The sequence below is a fragment of the Bradyrhizobium sp. KB893862 SZCCT0404 genome (assembly GCF_018130885.1).
Lineage (GTDB): Bacteria > Pseudomonadota > Alphaproteobacteria > Rhizobiales > Xanthobacteraceae > Bradyrhizobium > Bradyrhizobium stylosanthis.
This window is the reverse complement of record NZ_JAFCLT010000005.1, coordinates 266,175-287,429: the sequence shown is the minus strand read 5'-3', so window position 1 is coordinate 287,429 and position 21,255 is coordinate 266,175. Positions and strand designations below refer to the sequence as shown.

At 64.3% G+C, this 21,255-nt stretch carries 24 protein-coding genes; 10 read left to right on the top strand and 14 right to left on the bottom strand.

Going from position 1 to position 21,255, the window contains the following annotated elements:
* The first annotated feature begins 5 nt into the window (after positions 1–5).
* Positions 6–1,052, top strand: coding sequence for an AI-2E family transporter (locus tag JQ617_RS21990; RefSeq protein ID WP_212028109.1), 1,047 nt, complete (start codon positions 6–8; stop codon positions 1,050–1,052).
* 40 nt (positions 1,053–1,092) lie between these two features.
* Here JQ617_RS21990 and coaA read toward each other — a convergent pair whose 3' ends face one another.
* From coaA to hisB, 7 genes are all read right to left on the bottom strand, one after another.
* Positions 1,093–2,049, bottom strand: coding sequence for a type I pantothenate kinase (gene coaA / locus JQ617_RS21985; RefSeq protein ID WP_063685399.1), 957 nt, complete (start codon positions 2,047–2,049; stop codon positions 1,093–1,095).
* A gap of 20 nt (positions 2,050–2,069) precedes the next feature.
* Positions 2,070–2,396 carry a phosphoribosyl-ATP diphosphatase gene (locus JQ617_RS21980; protein WP_061023638.1) on the bottom strand — a complete coding sequence of 109 codons (327 nt, stop codon included), beginning with the start codon at positions 2,394–2,396 and terminating at the stop codon, positions 2,070–2,072.
* A 76-nt stretch (positions 2,397–2,472) separates the two neighbouring features.
* Complete coding sequence (gene hisF / locus JQ617_RS21975; protein ID WP_212028108.1) at positions 2,473–3,249, bottom strand: imidazole glycerol phosphate synthase subunit HisF; 777 nt, start codon at positions 3,247–3,249, stop codon at positions 2,473–2,475.
* A gap of 3 nt (positions 3,250–3,252) precedes the next feature.
* A complete protein-coding gene (gene hisA / locus JQ617_RS21970; RefSeq protein WP_212028107.1) occupies positions 3,253–3,996 on the bottom strand; it encodes a 1-(5-phosphoribosyl)-5-[(5-phosphoribosylamino)methylideneamino]imidazole-4-carboxamide isomerase in 744 nt (247 codons plus the stop codon).
* The gene (gene hisH / locus JQ617_RS21965; protein ID WP_212028106.1) at positions 3,993–4,643 is read right to left on the bottom strand and encodes an imidazole glycerol phosphate synthase subunit HisH; all 651 of its coding nucleotides are present in this window, start codon (positions 4,641–4,643) and stop codon (positions 3,993–3,995) included. Before hisH ends, hisA begins: the two co-directional genes overlap by 4 nt.
* Positions 4,640–5,170, bottom strand: a complete 531-nt coding sequence (locus JQ617_RS21960; protein WP_212028105.1) for a DUF2628 domain-containing protein — start codon at positions 5,168–5,170, stop codon at positions 4,640–4,642. Before JQ617_RS21960 ends, hisH begins: the two co-directional genes overlap by 4 nt.
* A 63-nt stretch (positions 5,171–5,233) precedes the next feature.
* Positions 5,234–5,827: an imidazoleglycerol-phosphate dehydratase HisB gene (gene hisB / locus JQ617_RS21955; RefSeq protein ID WP_027561673.1), complete on the bottom strand. Its 594-nt coding sequence runs from the start codon at positions 5,825–5,827 to the stop codon at positions 5,234–5,236.
* A gap of 240 nt (positions 5,828–6,067) precedes the next feature.
* On the opposite strand from hisB, the gene hslV reads away from it, so the two are divergent.
* The 5 genes from hslV to JQ617_RS21930 all read left to right on the top strand — a co-directional run bounded on the left by hslV (position 6,068) and on the right by JQ617_RS21930 (position 10,372).
* Positions 6,068–6,628: an ATP-dependent protease subunit HslV gene (hslV, locus tag JQ617_RS21950; RefSeq protein WP_212028104.1), complete on the top strand. Its 561-nt coding sequence runs from the start codon at positions 6,068–6,070 to the stop codon at positions 6,626–6,628.
* Between the two features lie 93 nt (positions 6,629–6,721).
* Positions 6,722–7,204, top strand: coding sequence for a GNAT family N-acetyltransferase (locus JQ617_RS21945; RefSeq protein ID WP_212028103.1), 483 nt, complete (start codon positions 6,722–6,724; stop codon positions 7,202–7,204).
* Positions 7,201–7,818 carry a DUF2585 domain-containing protein gene (locus JQ617_RS21940; RefSeq protein ID WP_212028102.1) on the top strand — a complete coding sequence of 206 codons (618 nt, stop codon included), beginning with the start codon at positions 7,201–7,203 and terminating at the stop codon, positions 7,816–7,818. The genes JQ617_RS21945 and JQ617_RS21940 overlap by 4 nt, the downstream gene beginning before the upstream one ends.
* Before the next feature lie 53 nt (positions 7,819–7,871).
* A complete protein-coding gene (gene hslU, locus JQ617_RS21935; protein ID WP_212028101.1) occupies positions 7,872–9,176 on the top strand; it encodes an ATP-dependent protease ATPase subunit HslU in 1,305 nt (434 codons plus the stop codon).
* Between the two features lie 71 nt (positions 9,177–9,247).
* The gene (locus tag JQ617_RS21930; protein WP_212028100.1) at positions 9,248–10,372 is read left to right on the top strand and encodes a hypothetical protein; all 1,125 of its coding nucleotides are present in this window, start codon (positions 9,248–9,250) and stop codon (positions 10,370–10,372) included.
* A 74-nt stretch (positions 10,373–10,446) separates the two neighbouring features.
* Here the strand turns inward: JQ617_RS21930 and JQ617_RS21925 are convergent, their stop codons facing one another.
* From JQ617_RS21925 to JQ617_RS21915, 3 genes are read right to left on the bottom strand one after another with little or no spacing between them, the layout of a single operon-like run.
* A complete protein-coding gene (locus JQ617_RS21925) occupies positions 10,447–11,037 on the bottom strand; it encodes a Smr/MutS family protein (protein ID WP_212028099.1) in 591 nt (196 codons plus the stop codon).
* Positions 11,034–12,563: a murein transglycosylase A gene (gene mltA, locus JQ617_RS21920; RefSeq protein ID WP_212028098.1), complete on the bottom strand. Its 1,530-nt coding sequence runs from the start codon at positions 12,561–12,563 to the stop codon at positions 11,034–11,036. Before mltA ends, JQ617_RS21925 begins: the two co-directional genes overlap by 4 nt.
* Entirely contained in the window at positions 12,541–13,248 is a 708-nt protein-coding gene (locus JQ617_RS21915) for a Tim44/TimA family putative adaptor protein (RefSeq protein WP_212028097.1), read from the bottom strand. The genes mltA and JQ617_RS21915 overlap by 23 nt, the downstream gene beginning before the upstream one ends.
* 402 nt (positions 13,249–13,650) lie before the next feature.
* Between JQ617_RS21915 and secB the strand changes: the two genes are divergently transcribed.
* On the top strand, positions 13,651–14,139 hold the full coding sequence (secB, locus tag JQ617_RS21910; protein WP_212028096.1) for a protein-export chaperone SecB: 489 nt from the start codon (positions 13,651–13,653) through the stop codon (positions 14,137–14,139).
* A 23-nt stretch (positions 14,140–14,162) separates the two neighbouring features.
* Here the strand turns inward: secB and dnaQ are convergent, their stop codons facing one another.
* From dnaQ to JQ617_RS21890, 4 genes are read right to left on the bottom strand one after another with little or no spacing between them, the layout of a single operon-like run.
* Positions 14,163–14,879, bottom strand: coding sequence for a DNA polymerase III subunit epsilon (gene dnaQ, locus JQ617_RS21905; RefSeq protein WP_212028095.1), 717 nt, complete (start codon positions 14,877–14,879; stop codon positions 14,163–14,165).
* Between the two features lie 39 nt (positions 14,880–14,918).
* The gene (gene coaE, locus JQ617_RS21900) at positions 14,919–15,518 is read right to left on the bottom strand and encodes a dephospho-CoA kinase (RefSeq protein WP_212028094.1); all 600 of its coding nucleotides are present in this window, start codon (positions 15,516–15,518) and stop codon (positions 14,919–14,921) included.
* A gap of 23 nt (positions 15,519–15,541) precedes the next feature.
* Positions 15,542–16,150, bottom strand: a complete 609-nt coding sequence (locus JQ617_RS21895; RefSeq protein ID WP_212028093.1) for a Maf family nucleotide pyrophosphatase — start codon at positions 16,148–16,150, stop codon at positions 15,542–15,544.
* Between the two features lie 8 nt (positions 16,151–16,158).
* Positions 16,159–16,998 (bottom strand): pyruvate, water dikinase regulatory protein, encoded by an 840-nt coding sequence (locus JQ617_RS21890; RefSeq protein ID WP_063685365.1) that lies wholly within the window; start codon positions 16,996–16,998, stop codon positions 16,159–16,161.
* A 457-nt stretch (positions 16,999–17,455) separates the two neighbouring features.
* Here JQ617_RS21890 and hemJ point away from each other — a divergent pair, with 457 nt between their 5' ends.
* From hemJ to mnmE, 3 genes are all read left to right on the top strand, one after another.
* The gene (gene hemJ / locus JQ617_RS21885; RefSeq protein ID WP_063685363.1) at positions 17,456–17,890 is read left to right on the top strand and encodes a protoporphyrinogen oxidase HemJ; all 435 of its coding nucleotides are present in this window, start codon (positions 17,456–17,458) and stop codon (positions 17,888–17,890) included.
* A 250-nt stretch (positions 17,891–18,140) separates the two neighbouring features.
* Positions 18,141–19,406 carry a transcription termination factor Rho gene (gene rho / locus JQ617_RS21880; RefSeq protein ID WP_011083462.1) on the top strand — a complete coding sequence of 422 codons (1,266 nt, stop codon included), beginning with the start codon at positions 18,141–18,143 and terminating at the stop codon, positions 19,404–19,406.
* A 315-nt stretch (positions 19,407–19,721) separates the two neighbouring features.
* Positions 19,722–21,077, top strand: a complete 1,356-nt coding sequence (gene mnmE / locus JQ617_RS21875) for a tRNA uridine-5-carboxymethylaminomethyl(34) synthesis GTPase MnmE (protein ID WP_212028092.1) — start codon at positions 19,722–19,724, stop codon at positions 21,075–21,077.
* Positions 21,078–21,255 lie beyond the last annotated feature (178 nt).

Below are 21,255 nucleotides of genomic sequence, written 5' to 3'. Positions count from 1 at the left end.
GACACGTGAGAACATCGGAAGACCGCTCATTCCTCGTCTTGCTTGCGGCAATCTCCGTCGCGTTCGGCTGGCTGCTTTGGCCGTTCTCCGGCGCATTGCTGTGGGCCATGCTGCTGGCGATCATATTCGCGCCACTCCATCGACGGTGCCTGGAAACGTTTCCGGAATGGCGTAACCTCGCAGCACTCTCCATCGTCCTCGTCGTCGTCGTCATGGTCCTGATTCCCGTGGCCGTCATCATCGCCTCGCTCGTCGATCAGGGAGGAGAGCTGTACCAGCGCGTTCAGACCGGGGAGATCAGTATCGCTCACCCCCTGCAGCAACTGAAATCCGCGCTGCCTGACTGGGCGACTTCCATCTCAGACCGCCTGGCCGGCATCGATCTTTCTGCCCTGAAGGAGCGCCTCTCGGGTCTGGTTGTCCCGGCCGGCCAGCAGCTGGCCGGGCATGCGCTCAACATCGGTCAGTTGACCGTGGAGTTCGCCGCAAGCCTGCTCGTGATGCTGTACCTGCTGTTCTTTTTCCTGCGCGACGGCGACGAGCTGAACGCACGCATCCGCGCCGCGCTGCCGCTGCGGGCGAGCCACACCGCCGAGCTCCTGAATGCGTTCACCCTCTCGGTTCGCGGGACGATCAAGGGGATCATCCTGGTTGCACTGATCCAGGGAGCGCTTGGCGGGCTGATCTTCTGGCTGCTGGGCCTGACTGCGCCGCTGCTGGCCGGCGCAATCATGGCGCTGCTCTCGCTTCTGCCCGTGCTCGGCTCCGCCCTGGTCTGGGTGCCGGTCGGCCTCTATTTGCTCGTGGCAGGCGCAGTCACGAAGGGAATCATCCTGCTCGCTTTCGGCACCTTCGTGATCGGTCTTGCCGACAACTTTCTGCGCCCTGTCCTGGTCGGCCAGTCGATCCGGATGCCAAGCTATGTCGTGCTGCTCGCCACCCTGGGCGGGCTTGCGACGTTCGGCGCGAACGGATTCGTCATTGGCCCGCTCGTCGCCGCCATGTTTCTGGCAGCGTGGCACATCTTCGTTAGCGCGAAAGAGCGGAATTGACCCGTCGCGCGGGGTGACGGGCCCCCTGGAGCGCTCGCGCTTACAGCCGCCTGAGCGCCACGCTCTCCACCACGTGATCAGCGCCCTTCTTCAGGATCAGCGTCGCGCGGGGGCGGGTGGGCAGGATGTTGTCCTCGAGATTGGCGAGGTTGGTGCGTTCCCAGATCGCGGTCGCGGTCGCAGTCGCTTCCTCGTCCGAGAGCAGCGCATAGCGGTTGAAGTAGGACTTCGGATTGGTGAACGCGGTGTCGCGCAGCGCCAGGAAGCGCTTGATGTACCAACGCCGCAGCGCCGCCTCGTCGGCATCGATATAGACCGAGAAGTCGAAGAAGTCGGAGACGACGGGCACCGCCTTGCCGTCACGCGGCAGCTTGCCGGTCTGCAGGACGTTGACGCCCTCGACGATCAAAATGTCGGGCTGGTCGACCTCGGCCCACTGACCCGGCACGATGTCGTAGGTCAGATGCGAATAAACGGGCGCGCGGACGTGTCGGCGTCCCGACTTGATGTCGGACAGGAAGCTCAGCAGCAGCGGCAGGTCGTAGCTTTCGGGAAAGCCCTTCTTCTGCATGATGCCCTGCCGGTCGAGCACCGCGTTGGGATAAAGGAATCCGTCGGTGGTGATCAGCTCGACCTTCGGGCGGGGCGACCAGCGCGCCAAGAGCGCCTGCAGCACGCGGGCCGTGGTGGACTTTCCGACCGCGACCGAACCGGCGACACCGATGATGTAGGGCACCTTGCGGTCGCGGATGTTGAGGAACTGCCGCTCCGAATAATACAGCCGCTGCATCGCATCGACATAGATCGAGAGCAGGCGCGACAGCGGAAGATAGATGTCCTCGACCTCCTGCAAGTCGAGGCGGTCGTGCAGCGAACGCAGCCGGTCGAACTCGCCCGGCTCCAGCGTCATCGGCGTGTCGTCGCGCAGACGCGACCACTCCTCGCGCGTATAGATGCGGTACGGATTATACTGCTGCTCGGGTGCGCGGACATCCATGACGCGACTCTCCACCTCGGCTAGCTGCCGCTCTTGCGCGACGCTTTCTCTTCCAACCCAGACATGTTCGTCCGCTTGTCCAGCGCGGCTTCGACCTCTTCCAGCTTTACGCCGCGGGCCTTGAGCAGGACAAGGAAATGATAGAGCAGGTCGGCACTTTCGGCGATCAGATGCGCGCGATCGTTTTCGACTGCTGCGATTACGGTTTCGACTGCTTCCTCACCGAACTTCTTGGCGCAATGCTCGGCGCCCTTGTCGAGGAGCTTGCGGGTATAGGAGGCCTCGCCACCGGACGCCGCGCGGGCGTCAATGGTCTCGGCCAGGTCGTGGATCGTGAAACGCGGCATAGGGAGCACTCAAAACACGTCCGGCTGAACGAGCCGGTCCCACCGGCCTGTGTAGCATTTTTATGAAGCGGAGTCGTCAGGCATCCAGGCGCATGGGCAGCCCGCGCCGGGACATGTGCTCCTTGGCTTCGCGGATGGTGAATTCCCCGAAGTGGAAGATCGAGGCGGCCAGCACGGCCGTGGCGTGGCCGTCGCGGATACCGTCGACGAGGTGGTCGAGGTTGCCGACGCCGCCCGAGGCGATCACCGGAACGGGAACGCTGTCGGCGATCGCCCGGGTCAGCGGGATGTCGAAGCCCTGGCGGGTGCCGTCGCGGTCCATCGAGGTGAGCAGGATTTCTCCGGCGCCGAGCGAGACCACTTCCTGGGCGTATTCGATGGCGTCGATGCCGGTGGAGTTGCGGCCGCCATGGGTGAATATCTCCCAGCGCTCGCCACCGCCCGCGCGCTTGACCCGCTTGGCGTCGATCGCGACCACGACGCACTGCTCGCCGAATTTTTCGGCGGCTTCCTTGACGAACTCGCGCCGCGACACCGCGGCGCTGTTGATCGAGACCTTGTCGGCCCCGGCACGCAGCAGCGTCTTGATGTCGTCCACCTTGCGCACACCGCCGCCGACGGTGACGGGCATGAAGCAGGCCTCCGCCGTGCGCCGGACCACGTCGAGCATGATGCCGCGGTTCTCGTGGGTCGCGGTGATGTCGAGGAAGGTGAGCTCGTCGGCGCCGGCGGCGTCGTAGGCGATCGCAGCTTCGACGGGATCGCCGGCATCCCTGAGATCGACGAAGTTGACGCCCTTGACGACCCGGCCGTCCTTGACGTCGAGGCAGGGGATCACGCGCACCTTGAACATGTGTCAGCTCCCGGGCGCGCGCGCGTTGCGGATCAGGGTGAGGGCGGCGGCGGGATCGAGCCGGCCGTCGTAAAGCGCGCGGCCGGCGATGGCGCCGGCGAGCTTTTTCGCGCGCGGGGTCAGCATCGCCTTGACGTCCTCGATCGAGGCGAGGCCGCCGGAGGCGATCACCGGGATCGAGATGGCCTCCGCCAGCGCAATGGTCGCATCGAGGTTCAGCCCCTTGAGCAGGCCGTCGCGCGCAATGTCGGTGAAGATGATGGCGGCAACGCCGGCATCCTCGAAGCGCTTTGCGATCTCGAGCACCGTCACCTGCGAGGTCTCGGCCCAGCCTTCGACCGCGACCTTGCCGTCGCGCGCGTCGAGACCCACGGCCACGCGGCCGGGGAATTTCTTCGCGGCAGACTTCACCAGTTCAGGATCGCGCACCGCGGCGGTGCCGATGATGACGCGGGTGATGCCCTTGTCGAGCCAGGCTTCGACAGTCTTGAGATCGCGAATGCCGCCGCCGAGCTGCACCGGGATCTTGATCGTCTTCAGCATCGCCTCGACGGCCTCGGCATTGACAGGCTTGCCGGCGAAGGCACCGTCGAGATCGACGACGTGGAGATACTCAAAGCCCTGCTCGACGAAGCTCTGCGCTTGCGCCGCTGGATTGAGGTTGAACACGGTCGCGCGCGCCATGTCGCCTTGCTCGAGGCGCACGCACTGGCCGTTCTTGAGGTCGATCGCAGGAAAGAGAATCACGGTTTCCATCGCAGGAAGTTCGAGATCAGGGCCAAACCGAAACGCTGGCTCTTCTCGGGGTGGAATTGAGTGCCGATTGCAGTGTCCTTCGCGACGATCGCGGTGACAGGCCCGCCGTAGTCGGCACGCGCAAGCACGTCCGCCTCGCTGGCGGGATTGAGGTGGTAGGAGTGCACGAAATAGGCGTGCTGGCCCTTGGGACCGAGCGGCAGCCTGTTCAGAACCGGATGCTCGCGCAGCACTTCGAGCGTATTCCAGCCCATGTGCGGGATCTTCAGGCTTTCGTCGCGCGGCGTGATCTTCTCGACGTCGCCGCCGATCCAGTTCAGGCCCTCGGTGATGACGTGCTCCTTGCCGCGGCTTGCCATCAATTGCATGCCGACGCAGATGCCGAAGAACGGCCGCGCCTTGACGCGCACCGCTTCGGTGATCGCCTCGACCATGCCGTTGACGGAATCGAGCCCGCGCCGGCAATCGGCGAAGGCGCCGACGCCCGGCAGCACCAGGCGGTCGGCCTCATAGGCCTGGTCCGGATCGCTGGTGACGAAGACCTTTTGCGGGCTCTCCAGGCTGCGCGCGGCGCGCTCGAAGGCTTTCGCGGCGGAATGCAGATTCCCGGAACCGTAATCGATGATGGCGACGCTCATCTTGACCCTCCCGGTTCTGGAAACAACCCAATGATGCCGCCGGCCGGAATCGGCGGCGGGTTCGAAAACTGCTGGCCCGGCGTGCCGCGGGTCGGCGGCGGACCGCCGCGGTCGACGGCCCATTGATCGTTGACGATACCGTGCTGCTTCTGGCTCCAGCGCTCGAAGAAGCGGCGCTCGGCGGTGTCATGGTCGTCTGCGACGACGATATCGAGCTGCCGCCACTTGCCGCGCGACAGCGTCCAGCGCCGCAGGCTGGAGGCCTCGAGGCCCATCAGCAGCGCGATGACGATATCGGCGAAGAAGATCGAGCTGCGGCCGATGCCGAGGCTGGAGAGGCCGGCATAGAAGGCGGCCATGAAGATCAGCCAGCCGATCAGCACGAGCCACAGCCGGTTCCACAACAGCCAGAACGGGCCGAAGATCATCGCCCAGAAATGGAAGCCGTCGCGCACGAAGACGAATTTGTCGGTCGCGCGCAGATCGGCGCCGCCAGGGAAGGGAGCATGAACTGTGTAGACAGGCATGGTGATGCCCCGCTCTCTAAATTCAGTGATGCCGCCGGCAGCGTATGCCGCAAGACGAAGATGTCAGCCGCCGAGCGAGCCCTTGGTAGACGGGATTTCGCCCGCCGCCTTCGGATCGATCGCAACGGCGGTGCGCAGCGCCCGCGCCAGACCCTTGAAGCAGGACTCGGCGATATGATGGCTGTTATCGCCATATAGGGTCTCGACGTGCAGAGTCACGCCGGCGTTGATGGCGAAGGCCTGGAACCACTCGCGCACCAGCTCGGTGTCGAACTCACCGATCTTGTCGCGAGGGAAGTCGGCCTTGAACACCAGGAACGGGCGGCCCGAAATGTCGATGACCACGCGCGACAGCGTCTCGTCCATGGGCATGTGCACGCCGGCATAGCGGGTGATGCCCGCCATGTTGCCGAGCGCCTGCTTGACCGCCTGGCCGAGCGCGATGCCGGTGTCTTCGGTGGTATGGTGATAGTCAATGTGCAGGTCGCCCACCGCCTTGACCGTCAGGTCGATGCGGGAATGGCGGGCGAGGAGATCGAGCATATGGTCGAAAAAGCCGATGCCGGTCGCAATATTGGCCACGCCGGTGCCATCGAGGTTCACGGAGACCTCGATGTCGGTTTCCTTGGTCTTGCGCTTGATCGTCGCGGTGCGCATTGAAAGCTGGCTTTCACCTTCGTTTGAGCCTGACCCTCTCGGAAAACCGGTACCCACTTTTCCGGGTCGTGCTCGGAGCCGAAAACGCCAGTCTATTAACAGCCAAATGACACCTTCGCTACTGCGGGAACGGCTGGCGGGGCCTCTACTTCTGCCTATGGTGAGCGAAATTCGGCCCGGAACGGCCCGTTGTGCGCCCGTCTCCGACCGCCTAAATCAGGCCGGACAACGAGGTATTTCATGCAGGATTCCCAGAACAGCTCCCCCGGCTGGCACGGCACCACGATTTTGACGGTCCGCAAGGACGGCAGGGTGGTGGTCGGCGGCGACGGCCAGGTCTCGATCGGCCAGACCGTGATCAAGTCCAACGCCAAGAAGGTCCGCAGGCTCGGCAAGGGCGACGTGATCGGCGGCTTCGCCGGCGCCACGGCCGACGCCTTCACCCTGTTCGAGCGGCTGGAGAGCAAGCTCGAGCAGTATCCGGGGCAGCTGACCCGGGCCGCCGTGGAGCTCGCCAAGGACTGGCGCACCGACCGTTACCTGCGGCGGCTGGAGGCCATGATGATCGTGGCCGACAAGGACGTCTCGCTGGTCCTGACCGGCACCGGCGACGTGCTCGAGCCCGAGGCCGGCGTCATGGCGATCGGCTCCGGCGGCAATTACGCGCTGGCGGCCGCCCGGGCCCTGCTCGACACCGACAAGGACGCCGAGACCATCGTCCGCCGCTCCCTCGACATCGCCGCCGACATCTGCGTCTACACCAACCGCAACCTGACCATCGAGAGCCTGGCGACCGGGTAGGCCGGAGGGTCCTTTGTCCCAAGGACTAGCCCCGCGCTCGGTGCAACCTATCCCGCAGGCGGGAAAGGGGCGCAGCACCGCTATGGCCGCTAGATGACCGCCATCTACACCTTCCGCGCGATGACCCCGGCCGATATGCCGCTGATCAGGCAGTGGCTGGATGCGCCTCATGTCGCCGAATGGTGGCATGATCCGGAGACGCTCGAGTTCGTCGGAGGCGACCTCGATCATCCTGATCTGTCGCAGTTCATCGTCAGCCTGGACGGCCGGCCCTTCGCCTACCTCCAGTGCTACCGGCTCGGCGAATGGCACGTCGGCTTCGGGCCGCAGCCGGAAGGAACGCGCGGCCTCGACCAGTTCATCGGCGAGGCCGAAATGCTCGGATGCGGCCACGGCTCGGCCTTCATCCGTGCCTTCATCGACCAGCTGTTTGCGCGTGGCGTGCCGCGTATCGTGATCGATCCGAGCCCTGCCAATGGCCGCGCCATTCGTGCCTATGAGAAAGCTGGATTTATCCCGCAGCATGTTATCGTCACGCCCGACGGTCCCGCCCTCCTGATGATCCGAGACGCATGACACTCGCTGCGACCTCCACCGCCAAGACCGCGTTTCCGCCGCTCGGCTGGGCCGGCATCGCGCTATCGTTGCTGGTGCTGCAGGCCGCGATCCTGTTCGCGATGGGGCGCGTGCCGATCTGCACCTGCGGCTATGTCAAGCTCTGGCACGGCGTGGTGAACAGCTCGGAGAATTCGCAGCACATCGCCGACTGGTACACCTTCTCGCACATCCTGCACGGCTTCCTGTTCTACGGCCTGACCTGGCTGCTGTTCGCGCGGCTGCCGTTCCTGCCTCTCTCCTGGCCGGCGCGGCTGATCATCGCCATGCTGATCGAGGGCGCCTGGGAGATCGTCGAGAACTCGCCCTTCATCATCGAGCGCTACCGTGCCGGCACGATCTCGCTGGACTATTTCGGCGACAGCATCGTCAACTCGGTTTCTGACAATCTGGCCATGATGCTCGGGTTCCTCGCCGCGCGCGTGCTGCCGGTGTCGGCGACCGTCCTGCTGGGCCTCGCCTTCGAGGTCATGCTGGCGCTCCATATTCGCGACAATCTGACGCTGAATATCCTGATGCTGATCCATCCGATCGAAGCCGTGAAACAATGGCAATCGGGTCCGCCGATCATCTGACGGCCGAAAAAAGCGGCTTGTCCCGGCCCGCTTCTGACCCTAGCTAAGGTCCCATGACAGACTTCTCTCCCCGCGAAATCGTTTCCGAACTCGACCGTTTCATCGTCGGCCAGGGTGACGCCAAGCGCGCCGTCTCGATCGCGCTGCGCAACCGCTGGCGCCGGCAGCAGCTCGAAGGCTCCCTGCGCGAAGAGGTGCTGCCGAAGAACATCCTGATGATCGGGCCGACCGGCGTCGGCAAGACCGAGATCGCGCGGCGGCTGGCCAAGCTCGCGAACGCGCCGTTCCTGAAGGTGGAAGCGACCAAGTTCACCGAGGTCGGCTATGTCGGCCGCGACGTCGAGCAGATCGTCCGCGATCTCGTCGAGGTCGCGATCGCCCAGGTGCGCGAGAAGAAGCGCAAGGACGTGCAGGCGCGGGCGCAGCTCGCCGCCGAGGAGCGCGTGCTCGACGCGCTGGTCGGCGCCAATTCCAGCTCGGCGACGCGGGAATCCTTCCGCAAGAAGCTGCGCGCGGGCGAGCTCAACGACAAGGAAATCGAGATCGAGACGCAATCCTCCGGCGGCGGCATGCCGATGTTCGAGATCCCGGGCATGCCGGGCGCGCAGATGGGCGCGATCTCGATCGGCGACATCTTCGGCAAGCTCGGCGGCCGTCCCAAGACGCGGCGGCTGACGGTGGAAGGCTCGCACGAGATCCTCGTCAACGAGGAGTCCGACAAGCTGCTGGACACCGAGCAGCTCACGCTCGAGGCGATCAGCGCGGTCGAGAACAACGGCATCGTGTTCCTCGACGAGATCGACAAGATCTGCGCGCGCGAAGGCCGTGCCGCCGGCGACGTCTCGCGCGAGGGCGTGCAGCGCGACCTGCTGCCGCTGATCGAGGGCACCACGGTCTCGACCAAGCACGGCGCGGTGAAGACCGACCACATCCTGTTCATCGCCTCCGGCGCCTTCCACGTCGCAAAGCCGTCCGACCTGCTGCCGGAATTGCAGGGCCGCCTGCCGATCCGCGTCGAGCTGCAGGCGCTGACCCGCGACGACATGCGCCGCATCCTGACCGAACCCGAGGCGTCGTTGATCAAGCAATATGTCGCCCTGCTGCAGACCGAGGGCGTGGCGCTCGACATCACCGACAGCGCGATCGACGCGCTGGCCGACGTCGCCGTGGCCGTCAATTCCACCGTCGAGAACATCGGCGCGCGGCGGCTCCAGACCGTGATGGAGCGGGTGCTGGACGAGATCTCCTTCACCGCCCCCGACCGCAGCGGCGAGACCATCAGGGTCGACGCCGATTACGTACAGAAGCACGTCGGCGACCTCGCCAAGAATGCGGATCTGAGCCGGTTTATTTTGTAATTTTGGGCTAGTCCGCTATCTATCGGACCGTCGTCCTGGCGAAAGCCAGGACCCATTACCCCTGACGGTCCTTGTTGAAACAAATCCTGCAAAACCCCTGGCGCCTGCTGCTCGCGATCAACGCCGCCGTCATCGCCGGCGTGTTCGTGCACAAGATCCAGCTGCCGCCTTACGTCCCCTACATCCATCTCCTCGTCGACTACCATCTCGGCTTCATCAAGCGCGCGCTGATCGGGGCGATCGTCGCGCTGTTCACCGACAAGGTGCCGGTCTGGCTGGTGTTCGCACTCGGCGGCGCGGCGTGGCTGGTGACAGCGGGGCTGTACGCAAGACTGTTCCAGAAGACGTTCGGCTTCACCGCGAAGACGCTGCCGCTGTTCGTCTTCACCGCGGGCTCGCCGTTCTTCCTCAAGAACTTCATGCACACGCTCGGCCATTTCGACATCTATGGCTGCGCGCTGGCGATCGTCCTGCTCCTGATGCCGGCGGGCTCGTTGCTGTTCGTGGCGACGGCGGCGGTGTTCTCGATCGCGCTCGTGCTGATCCACCACATTCATCTCCTGATGTACGTGCCGACCATCATCACGATCGTCGTGATCCGGCATTACCTCGGCTACGGCTGCCATCGCGGCAATGTCGCATTCGGCGTGGTCGCCCTCGCCGTCGTCGCCGCGCTGTTCTTCGCCGCGCAATTTTTGGGAACGATGCCGATTCCCGAGGCGGACTTCGTCGCCTATCTGAAGACCCGGATGGCAGATCCATCGCGGACAGATCTGCTGCAATTCGCCTACATCTGGTACCAGCCGCTGGCGAAGGAGGTTGCCGACACCTGGGGCCGCCTGCCGCACAACATCCTCGGCGTACCCGTGTTCGCGCTGCTGATCTGGCTGCACACGCCGCTCTGGCGCGTCTTCGCGAACCTGATCGGCGCGCTCAAAAGCGAGACGCACGGCCGCCTTGTCATCGCCGCGCTAGCAGGCGTCAGCCTCGCCTATCTCGTGATGTTCGCGATGGTGTTCGACTATTCGCGCTGGATCTCGAACTGGGCGGTCTGCATGTTTCTGATCCTGCATGCGGTGAGGATGCTGCCGGCCGCACGGGAGACAGCGCTGATTCCGGCGGAAGATCAGAAGACCAACATCTTCGGCCTGGTCGTCACGCTGATCCCGCGCGTCGGGATCGTCCGGCCGTTTTAGGGTTTACGCCTAGCCACACGGACCGCGCGCTCCCTCTCCCGCAAGCGGGAGAGGTTGCACCGAGCTTGCCGCTGCTAAAACCTCGCCCGCCTGATCCGCACATACAGCGCGCCCTCGCCGCCATGGCCGATATGCGCTGTCTCGAAGCCGACCACGAAGGCGCGGAATTCGGGCAGGCTGAGCCATTCCGGCACCTGGCGGCGCAGCACGCCGCTTTCGCCGCCGCTCCGGCCCTTGCCGGTGATGACGAGCACGAAGGTCAGGCCGTCATGATGGGCGCGGTGCAGGAAACCGGTCAGCGCGCGATGGGCGCGCATCTGGGTCATGCCGTGCAAATCGAGCCGCGCCTCGATCTCGCTGCGGCCGCGCGACAGTTTTGTGCGCTCGCGCTTGCCGAGCGGCGCCAGTGGCGGGACCGCCGGCTTTGCGACACGCGGCGCCGCTGCGGCGGCAACGGGCCTCACCGGCTGCGATGGCCGGCTCGCCTGCGCCACGGGCGAAGGCCCGGCGGGCGGGGCGGCATGCGCCTTCGCCACGCGATGCTTCCTGAGCGGCTTGACCTGTTTGGCGACAAGGTCCCACAGCGCGCGCTCCTCCTCGCTCAGCGCGCGGCGGCGCGGCGAGGGGCGAGGCTCCAGCACGGGCGGACGGGACGAGCGTTTCATTGCTGCCGATGGGAACGATTCTTCACTGGCCGGCGCGGCTCGCGCGCGGGCTCGATCGCGGGACGCGGCACCGGTAGCGGGACAGGCCCGGCGGTGGCAACCGTTTCGTTCTTGCCCGGCGCCGCGGCGGCAGCAGGCGTCCCCGCCTTGACCGGGTCGGTTTGCGGAAACAGCTTTGCGATCTTCTCCGAGGGCCTGGGGTCCGGCACCGGCAACTTCGCCGCGCGCATGCTGGGATCGAGGCCTTTCGGCACCAGCATGACAAAGTGCATGGGATGGCGGAGCCGCCCGGAGACGCGGCCGGCTTCCTGCCCGGCACCGAAATAGAGGTCGGCGCGCGCGGGCCCGATGATGGCCGAGCCGGTGTCCTGCGCGATCATCAACCGGTGGAACGGCGTCTTCGAGCGCTCGGAGTCGATCGGCAGCTCACCCTCGATGAAGAACGGCGTGCCGTAGACGTGCAGCGCCTTGTCCACCGCGATCGAGCGGCCGGCCGTGAGCGGAATGCCCTGCGCGCCCACCGCCTCGTCCTTGTCGGAGAGGTTGACCTCGCGGAAGAAGATGTAGGAGCGGTTCTGGCGGCGCAGCTCCTTGGCGCCGTCGGGATTCTGCGCCATCCATTCCCGGATCCTCTGCATCGACATCTCTTCCTTCGGAACGATGCCGCGCTCGATCAGGACACGCCCGACGGCGGTGTAGGGATAGCCATTGTAGGCGTCGTAGTTGAGGCGCACGACGCCGCCGTCGTCGAACTTGATCCGCGCCGAGCCCTGGATCTGCGCGAACAGCAGGTCGGTCGGGTCCTTCAGCCAGGCGATCTCCAGCCCGCGCCCTGCGATCTTGCCGTCCTCGATCTCGCCGCGATCGTAATAGGGCACCAGCTTGCGGCGGCCGATCTTGCGATAGACCGGACCCTTGTTGGGCAGGCTGACGGAGTCCTGCTTGTAGCCGCGCACGAACAGGTTCGAGGGCCGGCGATAGACCGGGACATTGAAAACGTCGGTCTGCGTCCGCGACCCCTCCAGCACCGGCTCGTAATAGCCGGTGACGAAACCGTCGGGCTCGCCGAGGCGCGAGATGCGCAGCGGCGCGAAATTCTCCTCGAAGAAGGTTTTGGCCCTGGCATCGTCGCCGAGCTCGAGCGTCTTGGCGACCCGGCACGGTTCGCTCAACGAGCCGCCAAGCGCCTTCGGCTCGGACGCGCCGGTTTGCGCATTGATCGACTTGCAGCTGGCGCGAAAGGTCTTGTAGGCGGCGAGATGATTGTCGTCGCTCCAGCCTTTCACGTCGGTCCAGGCCAGCGGCAGATATTGCGCGCCTGAAATCTCGAACGGCAAAGGGAGCTGCGGATAGGGCAAGGCCCGCGGCGGTGCGGCCGGCACTTGCGGGATGTGGTGATGATGGCCGCGGTAGTGGCGCCGCGCCGCCTCGGCGCCGAGCGAAAACGATGACAGCGCGACGAGGCCCGCACAGAGCGCCGTCGCGCCGTTCTTCAGGAGTATCTTAATTCGCGCTTCCGGTGCCAACCAGCTTCCAGTTCGGATCGCGAGAGGTGGTGTCGCGGGCGAAAGTCCAGATATCGGTGATGTCGGCGACCGTGTCGGCGCTGCCGTCGACGATGTTGCCGGCCTTGTCGCGGGTGGCCGAGATCATCTGCGAAACGAAGCGGATCGTGAGCTGGGCCGTGCGGTCGCGCATCTCGGCGCCGACGAGTTCTGCCTTGTCGATCGAGACGAAGCGCGTCTCGGTCTTCTGCTCGTTCTTCTCGCGGTCCTTGATCGCGGCGTCGAAGCTCTCATAGACCTCCGACGACAACAGGTCGCGCAGCGCGCGACGGTCGCCATTGGCGAAGGCCAGCACGATCATCTCGTAGGCGCCGCGGGCGCCGGAGATGAAATGGCGGGGGTCGAAGGTGGAATCCTTTTCGACGATCGCGTCGAGACCCTGCGCCAGCGCAGTGCCCGGCTCGGTCAGGCCCTTCCAGCGATCGGAGGGCGGGGTCGGCTCGGCCGTCGGCGCCAGCGGGGCCTGGTCGATCACCTTGCCCGGCATGGTCACGACGTTGTTGTCCTGGGCACCCCCCAGCGCATTGCGCGCGGCGGTGCGGTCGAACGGCGGCCGCTCGTTGCCGGTGCGCTGCCCCAGCACACTGCGCAGCCTCAGAAAGATGAAGACCGCCAACGCCAGGAAGATGATGGTGTAGATGTCCACGTCGTATTCGCTTTCTGGTCTTCTCTAGAAGGGTCTCGCCGGGAAAATCGTTCCGGCCAGTAGACCGTTCCACGCGGGAACGGCAAGTCTACATCACCATTTTGGGTGCCGCGCGTCTGGTCCGTGGGATGTAGGCACGAAATCTTGCCCGGCCAATGGCGCCTTTTGGCACAGCGTCGAGTGTAGCGCGTTTTATGCTTAAGGGGAAACCCGATCCTGCCCGGAAATCGCGCATCTTCAATCGTTTAACGTGCGATTAGATCGGAAGCCGGGGTGAACGTCCCAGTTGTGGGCCCGGCCCGGGAAACCCGATCCGGGACCGTTCGTCCTTGTGGAACGAGGCAGCCCTATGGTAGCCAACCGCCGCGAAATTCAGCCCCAATCGGGTAAGGAGACACTTCGATGACCAACGGTAACGGCACCCCTCCCGAGGCGGCCCAGGCTCCCCAGCTCAACGTGCTGGCGCAATATACCAAGGACCTCTCGTTCGAGAATCCGAACGCCCCGGGTTCGCTGCAGCAGCAGGGCCAGCCGCCCCAGATCAACATCCAGATCAATGTCGGCGCCAATAACCTCAGCGAGCAGGAATTCGAGGTGACGCTGTCGGTCGAGGGCAAGGCCGAGACCGCCGGTAAGGTGATGTTCTCGTTCGAGCTCGCCTATGCCGGCGTGTTCCGGATCGTCAACGTTCCCAAGGAGAACCTGCACCCGCTGGTCATGATCGAGTGCCCGCGCCTGCTGTTCCCGTTCGCCCGCGAGATCATCGCCACCGCCGTGCGTGACGGCGGGTTCCCGCCGCTGATGCTGGACCCCGTGGATTTCGTCGGCCTCTATCGCCAGAACATGGAGCGGCAAATGGCCGCTCAGGGTGGCCAGACCGGCCAGGCCTGATCTTCAAGCCCGACTTTACGGGCTTAACCAGCCGGAGGGGCGACTGGAGGGGGTAGATACTCGTTCCAGATCGCCTTTTCGCCCATGGTCGCGATGAAGGCCCGATGGGCCTCCCGCTCGGCATCCGAGACCCGTGGCGTGAGCGGCATCGAACGCTGCCGCCGCGGCGCATCGCCGGCGGAATTGACCCGAATCTCTTCGCTGTCCGACGCCAGCAGCAATTGCGACTGCCGGGCTCCCACCAGATCGACATAGACTTCCGCGAGCAGCTCGGCGTCGAGCAGCGCGCCGTGCTTGGTGCGGTGTGAATTGTCGATCGAATAGCGCGAGCAGAGATCGTCGAGCCGGTTCGACACGCCCGGATGCTTGCGCCGCGCCAGCAGCAGCGTATCGACCAGTCGCTCGCGCGGGATCGCTACGCGCTTGATCTTGTCGAGCTCGGCATTGATGAAGCTGATGTCGAACGAGGCGTTGTGGATCACCAGCGGCGCATCGCCGATGAACTCCAGAAATGCGTCGACCACCTCGTGGAACAGCGGCTTGGTCGACAGGAACTCGGCCGACAGCCCATGCACGGCGAACGCTTCCGCCGGCATGTCCCGCTCGGGGTTGATATAGACGTGATAGGTCTGTCCTGTCGGCATGCGGTTGAATATCTCGACGCAGCCGATTTCGACCAGACGATCGCCGCGGAGCGGATCGAGGCCGGTGGTTTCGGTGTCGAGGACGATTTCGCGCATGATCCCGGGGAGAAATGAGAGGCCGTGTAAGACGGCGAATCAGGCTCGCCGCTGCGGCATCTTAACGACCTCGGCCAGGATGTCCTTGATCTGGGCGCGCACCGGCTCAAGTCCGTGTGAGGTATCCACCACGAAATCGGCCCGCTTGCGCTTCTCGGCATCGGGCGTCTGCTTGGCGATGATGGCATCGAGCTTGGCCTCGTCCATCGTGCCGCGCGCCAGCACGCGTTCGCGCTGAAGTTCCGGCGAGGTCGAGACGACGACGACCGCATCGACCCGCTTCTCACCGCCGGTCTCGAACAGCAGCGGAATATCCAGGACCACGACCGGGGCCTTGGCGGCTTCCGCATCGGCAAAGAATTTCTGCCGGGAGGCGCCAAGCATCGGATGCACGATCTGCTCGAGCTGCTTGATCGCGGCGGGATCGTGCACCACGCGCGCCGACAGCTTGGGACGATCGACCTTGCCGTTGACGGTGGTGCCGGGGAAGGCGGCCTCGATCGCCGGCGCCGCTTCGCCCTCGTAGAGCTGATGCACGGCGGCGTCGGCGTCGTAGACGGGCACGCCGGCCTCCGCGAACAATTTCGCGGTGGTGGATTTGCCCATTCCGATCGAGCCGGTCAGTCCGAGGATCCGCATCAAGCCACAGCCTTCTCTCGCATCTACACCGCAATTAGCTGTTCGCTGCGCAGGAACGCAAGCAGCGGCAGCAGCGGCAGGCCGAGAATGGTGAAATGGTCACCCTCGATGCGCTCGAACAGATGGATGCCGAGGCCCTCGAGCTGATAGGCGCCGACGCTGGTGGTCACGGCGTCGCCGGCAGCGTCGAGATAGGCCGACAGTTCGGCCTCGCTCATCTGGCGCATGGTCATGCGCGCCACCGACAAATCCTCGAACACGATCTTGCCGTCCTTCGCCACGGCGACCGCGGAATTCAGCTCGTGGCTGTTGCCGGCGAGATCGCGCAGTTGCGCCAGCGCCTGCGCGCGGCCGGCCGGCTTGTTGAAGAGACGGTTGCCGAGCGCCAGCGTCTGGTCGGCGCCGATCACATAACTTCCGGGACGAAGGGCGGAGACTGCCTTGGCTTTTTCGCGTGCCAGCAACAGGCCGATCTCGCGCGGGTCCGACAGTTTTGATGCAGCCTGAATGCCGCGCTCGTCGATATCGGCGGTGACGGAATTGAATTCCAGCCCGGCATTGGCGAGCAGCATTTTGCGCGCGCTGCTCTGCGAGGCCAGGATCAGCGGAGTTTTGCCGCGCCACAAACCCATCGCAGCGGCTAGTCCAACGGCCGGTTGCGCTGACGGTCGCTATAGAGCTTCATGATCGCCGCCGCGGTTTCCTCAATCGAGCGCCGCGTGACGTCGAGCAGCGGCCAGTCGTGCTTGGCGCTCAGCTTGCGCGCGAATGCGACCTCCTCGGTGACCGACTGCTTGTCGGTATAGGTGTCGCTGCCGGATTCGGCGCCCATGGAGAGCAGGCGGTTCTGGCGGATCTGGATCAGGCGTTCCGGCGTCGCATGCAGGCTCACCACCAGCGGCCGCGTCAACGTCTCCAGCTGCGCCGGCACGGGAATGCCGGGCACCAGCGGCACGTTGGCGGTGCGGATGCCGCGATTGGCGAGATAGATCGATGTCGGCGTCTTCGAGGTCCGGGACACCCCGACCAGGACCACGTCGGCCTCGTCGAGACCTTCGACATGCTGACCGTCGTCATGGATCATCGTGTAGTTCAAGGCGTCGATACGCTTGAAATATTCCGCGTTGAGCACGTGCTGGGCGCCGACGCGGCCGGTGGTCGCTGCGCCCAGATAGGCTTCGAACAGCTGCATCACCGGCCCGATGATCGACAGGCTCGGAACATTGATCTGCTTGCACTTGTCCTCGAGCCTGGCGACCAGGTCCTTCTCGAGCAGCGTGAAAAGCACGATCCCCGGCGCTTCCTCGATCTCGTCGAGCACGCGGTCGAGCTGCTTCTGGCTCCGCACCAGCGGATAGACATGCTCGACCGGCGTCACGTTGGCGTATTGCGCGGCAACGGCCCGCGCGACGGTGATCAGCGTCTCGCCGGTGGAGTCGGAGACCAGGTGCAGATGGAAATAATTGTTCGAGGTCGGCACAAAAACTCTTGGGATGAGGGCGGGGCAGTTTGTGGATTTCTGTGGAGCTTAACCCCTCGGAAAGGGATGTGCGACACCAGGGACGGGACAAGTGCCAATTTTCTTCACACCGCTGCCCCTCAGAACAAGTCCCGCGCCTCTCCGGCCGGGAAGCGGGATTGCTCGGATAACCCCTTTGACAAGCTGAAGACAGGCGCACGCAAGCCGTTGAGTCCGGACGACTTATCGGAACAGACCGGACCGGCTCGGGACATGTTGACGGATGTGAACAAGCGCGCGCGAACTCGCGGACGGAATTGCGTGAGTCCAATCCACGGTCACTCAGACTCAAACCTTAAGAATCTAAGATTCTAGATTTGAGGAAGGCGCTACGGACGGATATGTGTGCAGTGTGAGACCTTAACGAGTTCTTACTATCCCCAGTTCCTTTCGCTGGGCAGCAAGCCGGGCCGCGAAAATGTTCGAAGACGTCTATCTCTGGATCAAGGCGCTGCATGTGATCGCCGTCATCTCCTGGATGGCCGGCATGCTCTATCTGCCCAGGCTGTTCGTCTATCACTGCGAAGCCGAGATCGGCTCGAAGCAGTCCGAGACGTTCAAGGTGATGGAGCGCCGGCTGCTCAAGGCGATCATCAATCCGGCGATGATCGTGACCTGGCTCGCCGGGCTGTTTCTCGCCTGGTCCGGCCATTGGTTCACGTTTGGCTGGCTGCACGTAAAACTGGCACTGGTCCTGGCGCTGTCCGCGGTCCACGGCTTTTTTTCCCGCTGGCTGAAGGATTTCGCCGCCGACCGGCGCCCGCGGAGCCAGAAATTCTATCGGATTATCAATGAGGTGCCGACCGTCCTGATGATTCTCATCGTCATCATGGTGATCGTGAAGCCGTTCTAGGCAGGCCGCGCGACGATTAGCTCAGCGCTTCGGCTTGCGGAGGGGGAAGCGATTTTCTATATTATCGATATCCCACCCAACGCAGGCGGATGTGGTTGTGTCTGAGCTTCTTTGAAGGCCGGACACCGCATCAGGTTTGAAGCCCCCACCGGCACTTAACCTTGCCAGACCTGCGGACCTTATCTTCTCACGTCCGCATTTCAGAGCCTCCTCGCACCCCCCTCTCTCGGTACCCCACAGGACCACCCCAATGCGGGAAATTAAACTCCAGGACCTCAAGTCGAAAACCCCGGCCGAGCTCGTCTCGTTCGCGGAAGAGAATGGGGTCGAGAACGCCAGCACCATGCGCAAGCAGGAGCTGCTATTCGCCATCCTCAAGCAGCTGTCGCTGGCCGAGACCGACATCGTCGGCGAAGGCGTCGTCGAGGTGCTCTCCGACGGTTTCGGCTTCCTCCGCTCGCCCGATGCGAATTACCTGCCCGGTCCGGACGACATCTACGTTTCGCCCTCGCAGATCCGCCGTTTTGGCCTGCGCACCGGCGACACCATCGAAGGCCACATCCGCAGCCCGAAAGAGGGCGAGCGCTACTTCGCGCTGCTGAAGGTCAACACGCTCAATTTCGAGGACCCGGAAAAGGCCAAGCACAAGGTCAATTTCGACAACCTCACGCCGCTGTTTCCGAACCAGCGTTTCCGCATGGAAATCGACGATCCGACGCGGAAAGACCTGTCTGCACGCGTGATCGATATCGTCGCGCCGATCGGCAAGGGCCAGCGCGCGCTGATCGTCGCGCCGCCGCGCACCGGTAAGACGGTGCTGATGCAGAACATCGCGCACTCGATCACGCACAATCATCCCGAATGCTATCTGATCGTGCTGCTGATCGACGAGCGTCCGGAAGAAGTCACGGACATGCAGCGCTCGGTGAAGGGCGAGGTCGTGTCCTCGACCTTCGACGAGCCGGCGGTGCGCCACGTCCAGGTCGCCGAGATGGTGATCGAGAAGGCCAAGCGCCTGGTTGAGCATGGCCGCGACGTCGTGATCCTGCTCGATTCGATCACCCGCCTCGGCCGTGCCTACAACACCGTTGTGCCGTCATCCGGCAAGGTGCTGACCGGCGGTGTCGACGCCAACGCGCTGCAGCGCCCGAAGCGCTTCTTCGGTGCCGCCCGCAACATCGAGGAGGGCGGCTCGCTGACCATCATCGCGACCGCGCTGGTCGATACCGGCAGCCGCATGGACGAAGTCATCTTCGAAGAATTCAAGGGCACCGGTAACTCGGAACTCATCCTGGACCGCAAGGTCTCGGACAAGCGTACCTTCCCGGCGATCGACATCTCCCGCTCCGGTACCCGCAAGGAGGAGCTCATCACCGATCCGCAGGTGCTCAAGAAGATGTACGTCCTCCGCCGCATCCTCAATCCGATGGGCACGATGGACGCGATCGACTTCCTGCTCGACAAGCTGCGCTCGACCAAGAGCAATTCGGAGTTCTTCGACTCCATGAACACCTGAGTGCAGTGCAATACGAATTTAAGGGGCGCCTTCGGGCGCCCTTTTTGTTTGTGCGGCTTTGCTGCGGAGAATTGCAGCAAGGCGAGCATCCGGTACGTAAGCTCAATCCTCTCGGAAGTTGTTGATATAACTACGTTATACTTGACTTTGGCTGGCACTTATCCTGGGGCAGGATCGGGTTTTGCAGCAAATTGCTGCGTGATTTATTGCATCGCAATATAGATTTTGCTGCGCCGGGAACCGCAGCAAAACGGGCGCCTGAGGCTGTCTGGAAAACCGCATTTGCGTTTTCCCTGCCAGCCGGACAAATAGGCCATGCATCCGCGAGACCAGACCATCTTTGCGCTGTCGTCCGGCCGAGCGCCGAGTGCGATCGCCGTGGTGCGCGTCTCGGGTCCGCAAGCGGGCCTGGTGCTGACGACCCTCGCGGGAAAACTTCCGGCGCCGAGGCAGGCGAGCCGCCGGCTGCTGAATGACGGCGCGGGTCAGCCGATCGACGATGCCGTCGTGCTCTGGTTTCCGGCGCCGGGCAGCGCGACCGGCGAGGACGTCGCCGAATTTCACGTCCATGGCGGCCGCGCGGTGCTGGCGGCGCTCTCCTCCGCTATTTCGCAAATTCAGAATATTCGCGCGGCCGAGCCCGGCGAGTTCACGCGGCGCAGCTTCGAGAACGGCAAGCTCGATCTGACCGAAGCCGAGGGCCTCGATGATCTCATCCACGCCGACACCGACCGCCAGCGCCGCCAGGCGCTGCGCCAGTTGCAGGGCCTGCTCGGCGACCGCGCGCGCGACTGGCGCGAACGCATCATCGAGGCGTCCGCGCTGATCGAGGCCGGCATCGATTTTTCCGATGAAGGCGACGTGCCGGCCGAGTTGCGGGCGCCGGCGATCAAGGCGATCAGAGCGCTGCACGACGAAATCACAAGAGTCCTTGCGGCACAGGGACATTCTGAACGCCTGCGCGACGGCCTCGTGGTTGCAATCGCCGGCGAGCCGAACGTCGGCAAATCGACGCTGATGAATCAGCTCGCGCGCCGCGAGGTCGCGATCGTCTCGCCATACGCCGGCACGACGCGTGACGTGATCGAGGTGCAGCTCGACCTCGACGGCTATCCCGTCACCGTCATCGACACCGCCGGTATTCGCGAGACCGACGATCCGGTCGAGCAGGAGGGCGTGCGTCGGGCGAGGGCGCGGGCCGAAGATGCGGACCTGGTCCTGTGGCTGGTCGAGGACGGCCGGTCGGTCGATCCGGAGGCAATCCAGTCGCTTCGGAAAACCGGAGGCGGTGATCGGGCGGACGGGTCGATCTGGATCGTCCGGAACAAGATCGATCTCGGGGGAACCGGGCCGGGTAAGTCTCGCGGCGAGTTTGGAATCTCGGCGAGCCGGGGTGACGGGATCCCGGAGCTGGTCGAAGCGCTCGTGACATTCGCGGCCGATTTTTTTGGAGCGAGCGAGGGCGCGGTGATCACCCGGGTCCGTCAACGAGATCTGTTGGTCCGGGCGTCCGACAGCTTGCGCCGGAGTCTGGACCTTGTAGAAGAGGGCGAAGAGCTCGCCGCCGAAGAGCTGCGCGCTGCGGCCTATGCCCTGGGTCGCCTGCTCGGCCGGGTGGACGTCGAGGACGTCCTTGGGGCCATTTTCCAGAAATTCTGCATCGGAAAGTAGCGCTAGTTCTTCAATGTAGAACTAGCGCTTGTTCCATTGCTTGTGTTTCACGTGAAACATCCGGCCGTTACCCATGTCGTAGCCTGCATGTAGCGAGGCACAATTCGGGGTCGCTCGTGCCGGACCGATAGGTTCTCCGGATTGCGCTTCGCTCCATCCGGGCTACATTTTTGTTTCA

What these genes read in the sequence shown, in the direction of transcription:
- JQ617_RS21960 (WP_212028105.1), bottom strand. Translation starts at nt 5,170, where the DNA reads ATGCCTGTCTACACAGTTCATGCTCCCTTCCCTGGCGGCGCCGATCTG.
- JQ617_RS21895 (WP_212028093.1), bottom strand. Translation starts at nt 16,150, where the DNA reads ATGGGTTTGTGGCGCGGCAAAACTCCGCTGATCCTGGCCTCGCAGAGC.
- coaA (WP_063685399.1), bottom strand. Translation starts at nt 2,049, where the DNA reads ATGGATGTCCGCGCACCCGAGCAGCAGTATAATCCGTACCGCATCTAT.
- secB (WP_212028096.1), top strand. Translation starts at nt 13,651, where the DNA reads ATGACCAACGGTAACGGCACCCCTCCCGAGGCGGCCCAGGCTCCCCAG.
- mnmE (WP_212028092.1), top strand. Translation starts at nt 19,722, where the DNA reads ATGCATCCGCGAGACCAGACCATCTTTGCGCTGTCGTCCGGCCGAGCG.
- hisF (WP_212028108.1), bottom strand. Translation starts at nt 3,249, where the DNA reads ATGTTCAAGGTGCGCGTGATCCCCTGCCTCGACGTCAAGGACGGCCGG.
- dnaQ (WP_212028095.1), bottom strand. Translation starts at nt 14,879, where the DNA reads ATGCGCGAAATCGTCCTCGACACCGAAACCACCGGCCTCGATCCGCTC.
- rho (WP_011083462.1), top strand. Translation starts at nt 18,141, where the DNA reads ATGCGGGAAATTAAACTCCAGGACCTCAAGTCGAAAACCCCGGCCGAG.
- JQ617_RS21925 (WP_212028099.1), bottom strand. Translation starts at nt 11,037, where the DNA reads ATGAAACGCTCGTCCCGTCCGCCCGTGCTGGAGCCTCGCCCCTCGCCG.
- JQ617_RS21940 (WP_212028102.1), top strand. Translation starts at nt 7,201, where the DNA reads ATGACACTCGCTGCGACCTCCACCGCCAAGACCGCGTTTCCGCCGCTC.
- hisB (WP_027561673.1), bottom strand. Translation starts at nt 5,827, where the DNA reads ATGCGCACCGCGACGATCAAGCGCAAGACCAAGGAAACCGACATCGAG.
- hemJ (WP_063685363.1), top strand. Translation starts at nt 17,456, where the DNA reads ATGTTCGAAGACGTCTATCTCTGGATCAAGGCGCTGCATGTGATCGCC.
- JQ617_RS21980 (WP_061023638.1), bottom strand. Translation starts at nt 2,396, where the DNA reads ATGCCGCGTTTCACGATCCACGACCTGGCCGAGACCATTGACGCCCGC.
- coaE (WP_212028094.1), bottom strand. Translation starts at nt 15,518, where the DNA reads ATGCGGATCCTCGGACTGACCGGCTCGATCGGAATGGGCAAATCCACC.
- hslV (WP_212028104.1), top strand. Translation starts at nt 6,068, where the DNA reads ATGCAGGATTCCCAGAACAGCTCCCCCGGCTGGCACGGCACCACGATT.
- hisH (WP_212028106.1), bottom strand. Translation starts at nt 4,643, where the DNA reads ATGAGCGTCGCCATCATCGATTACGGTTCCGGGAATCTGCATTCCGCC.
- JQ617_RS21945 (WP_212028103.1), top strand. Translation starts at nt 6,722, where the DNA reads ATGACCGCCATCTACACCTTCCGCGCGATGACCCCGGCCGATATGCCG.
- hslU (WP_212028101.1), top strand. Translation starts at nt 7,872, where the DNA reads ATGACAGACTTCTCTCCCCGCGAAATCGTTTCCGAACTCGACCGTTTC.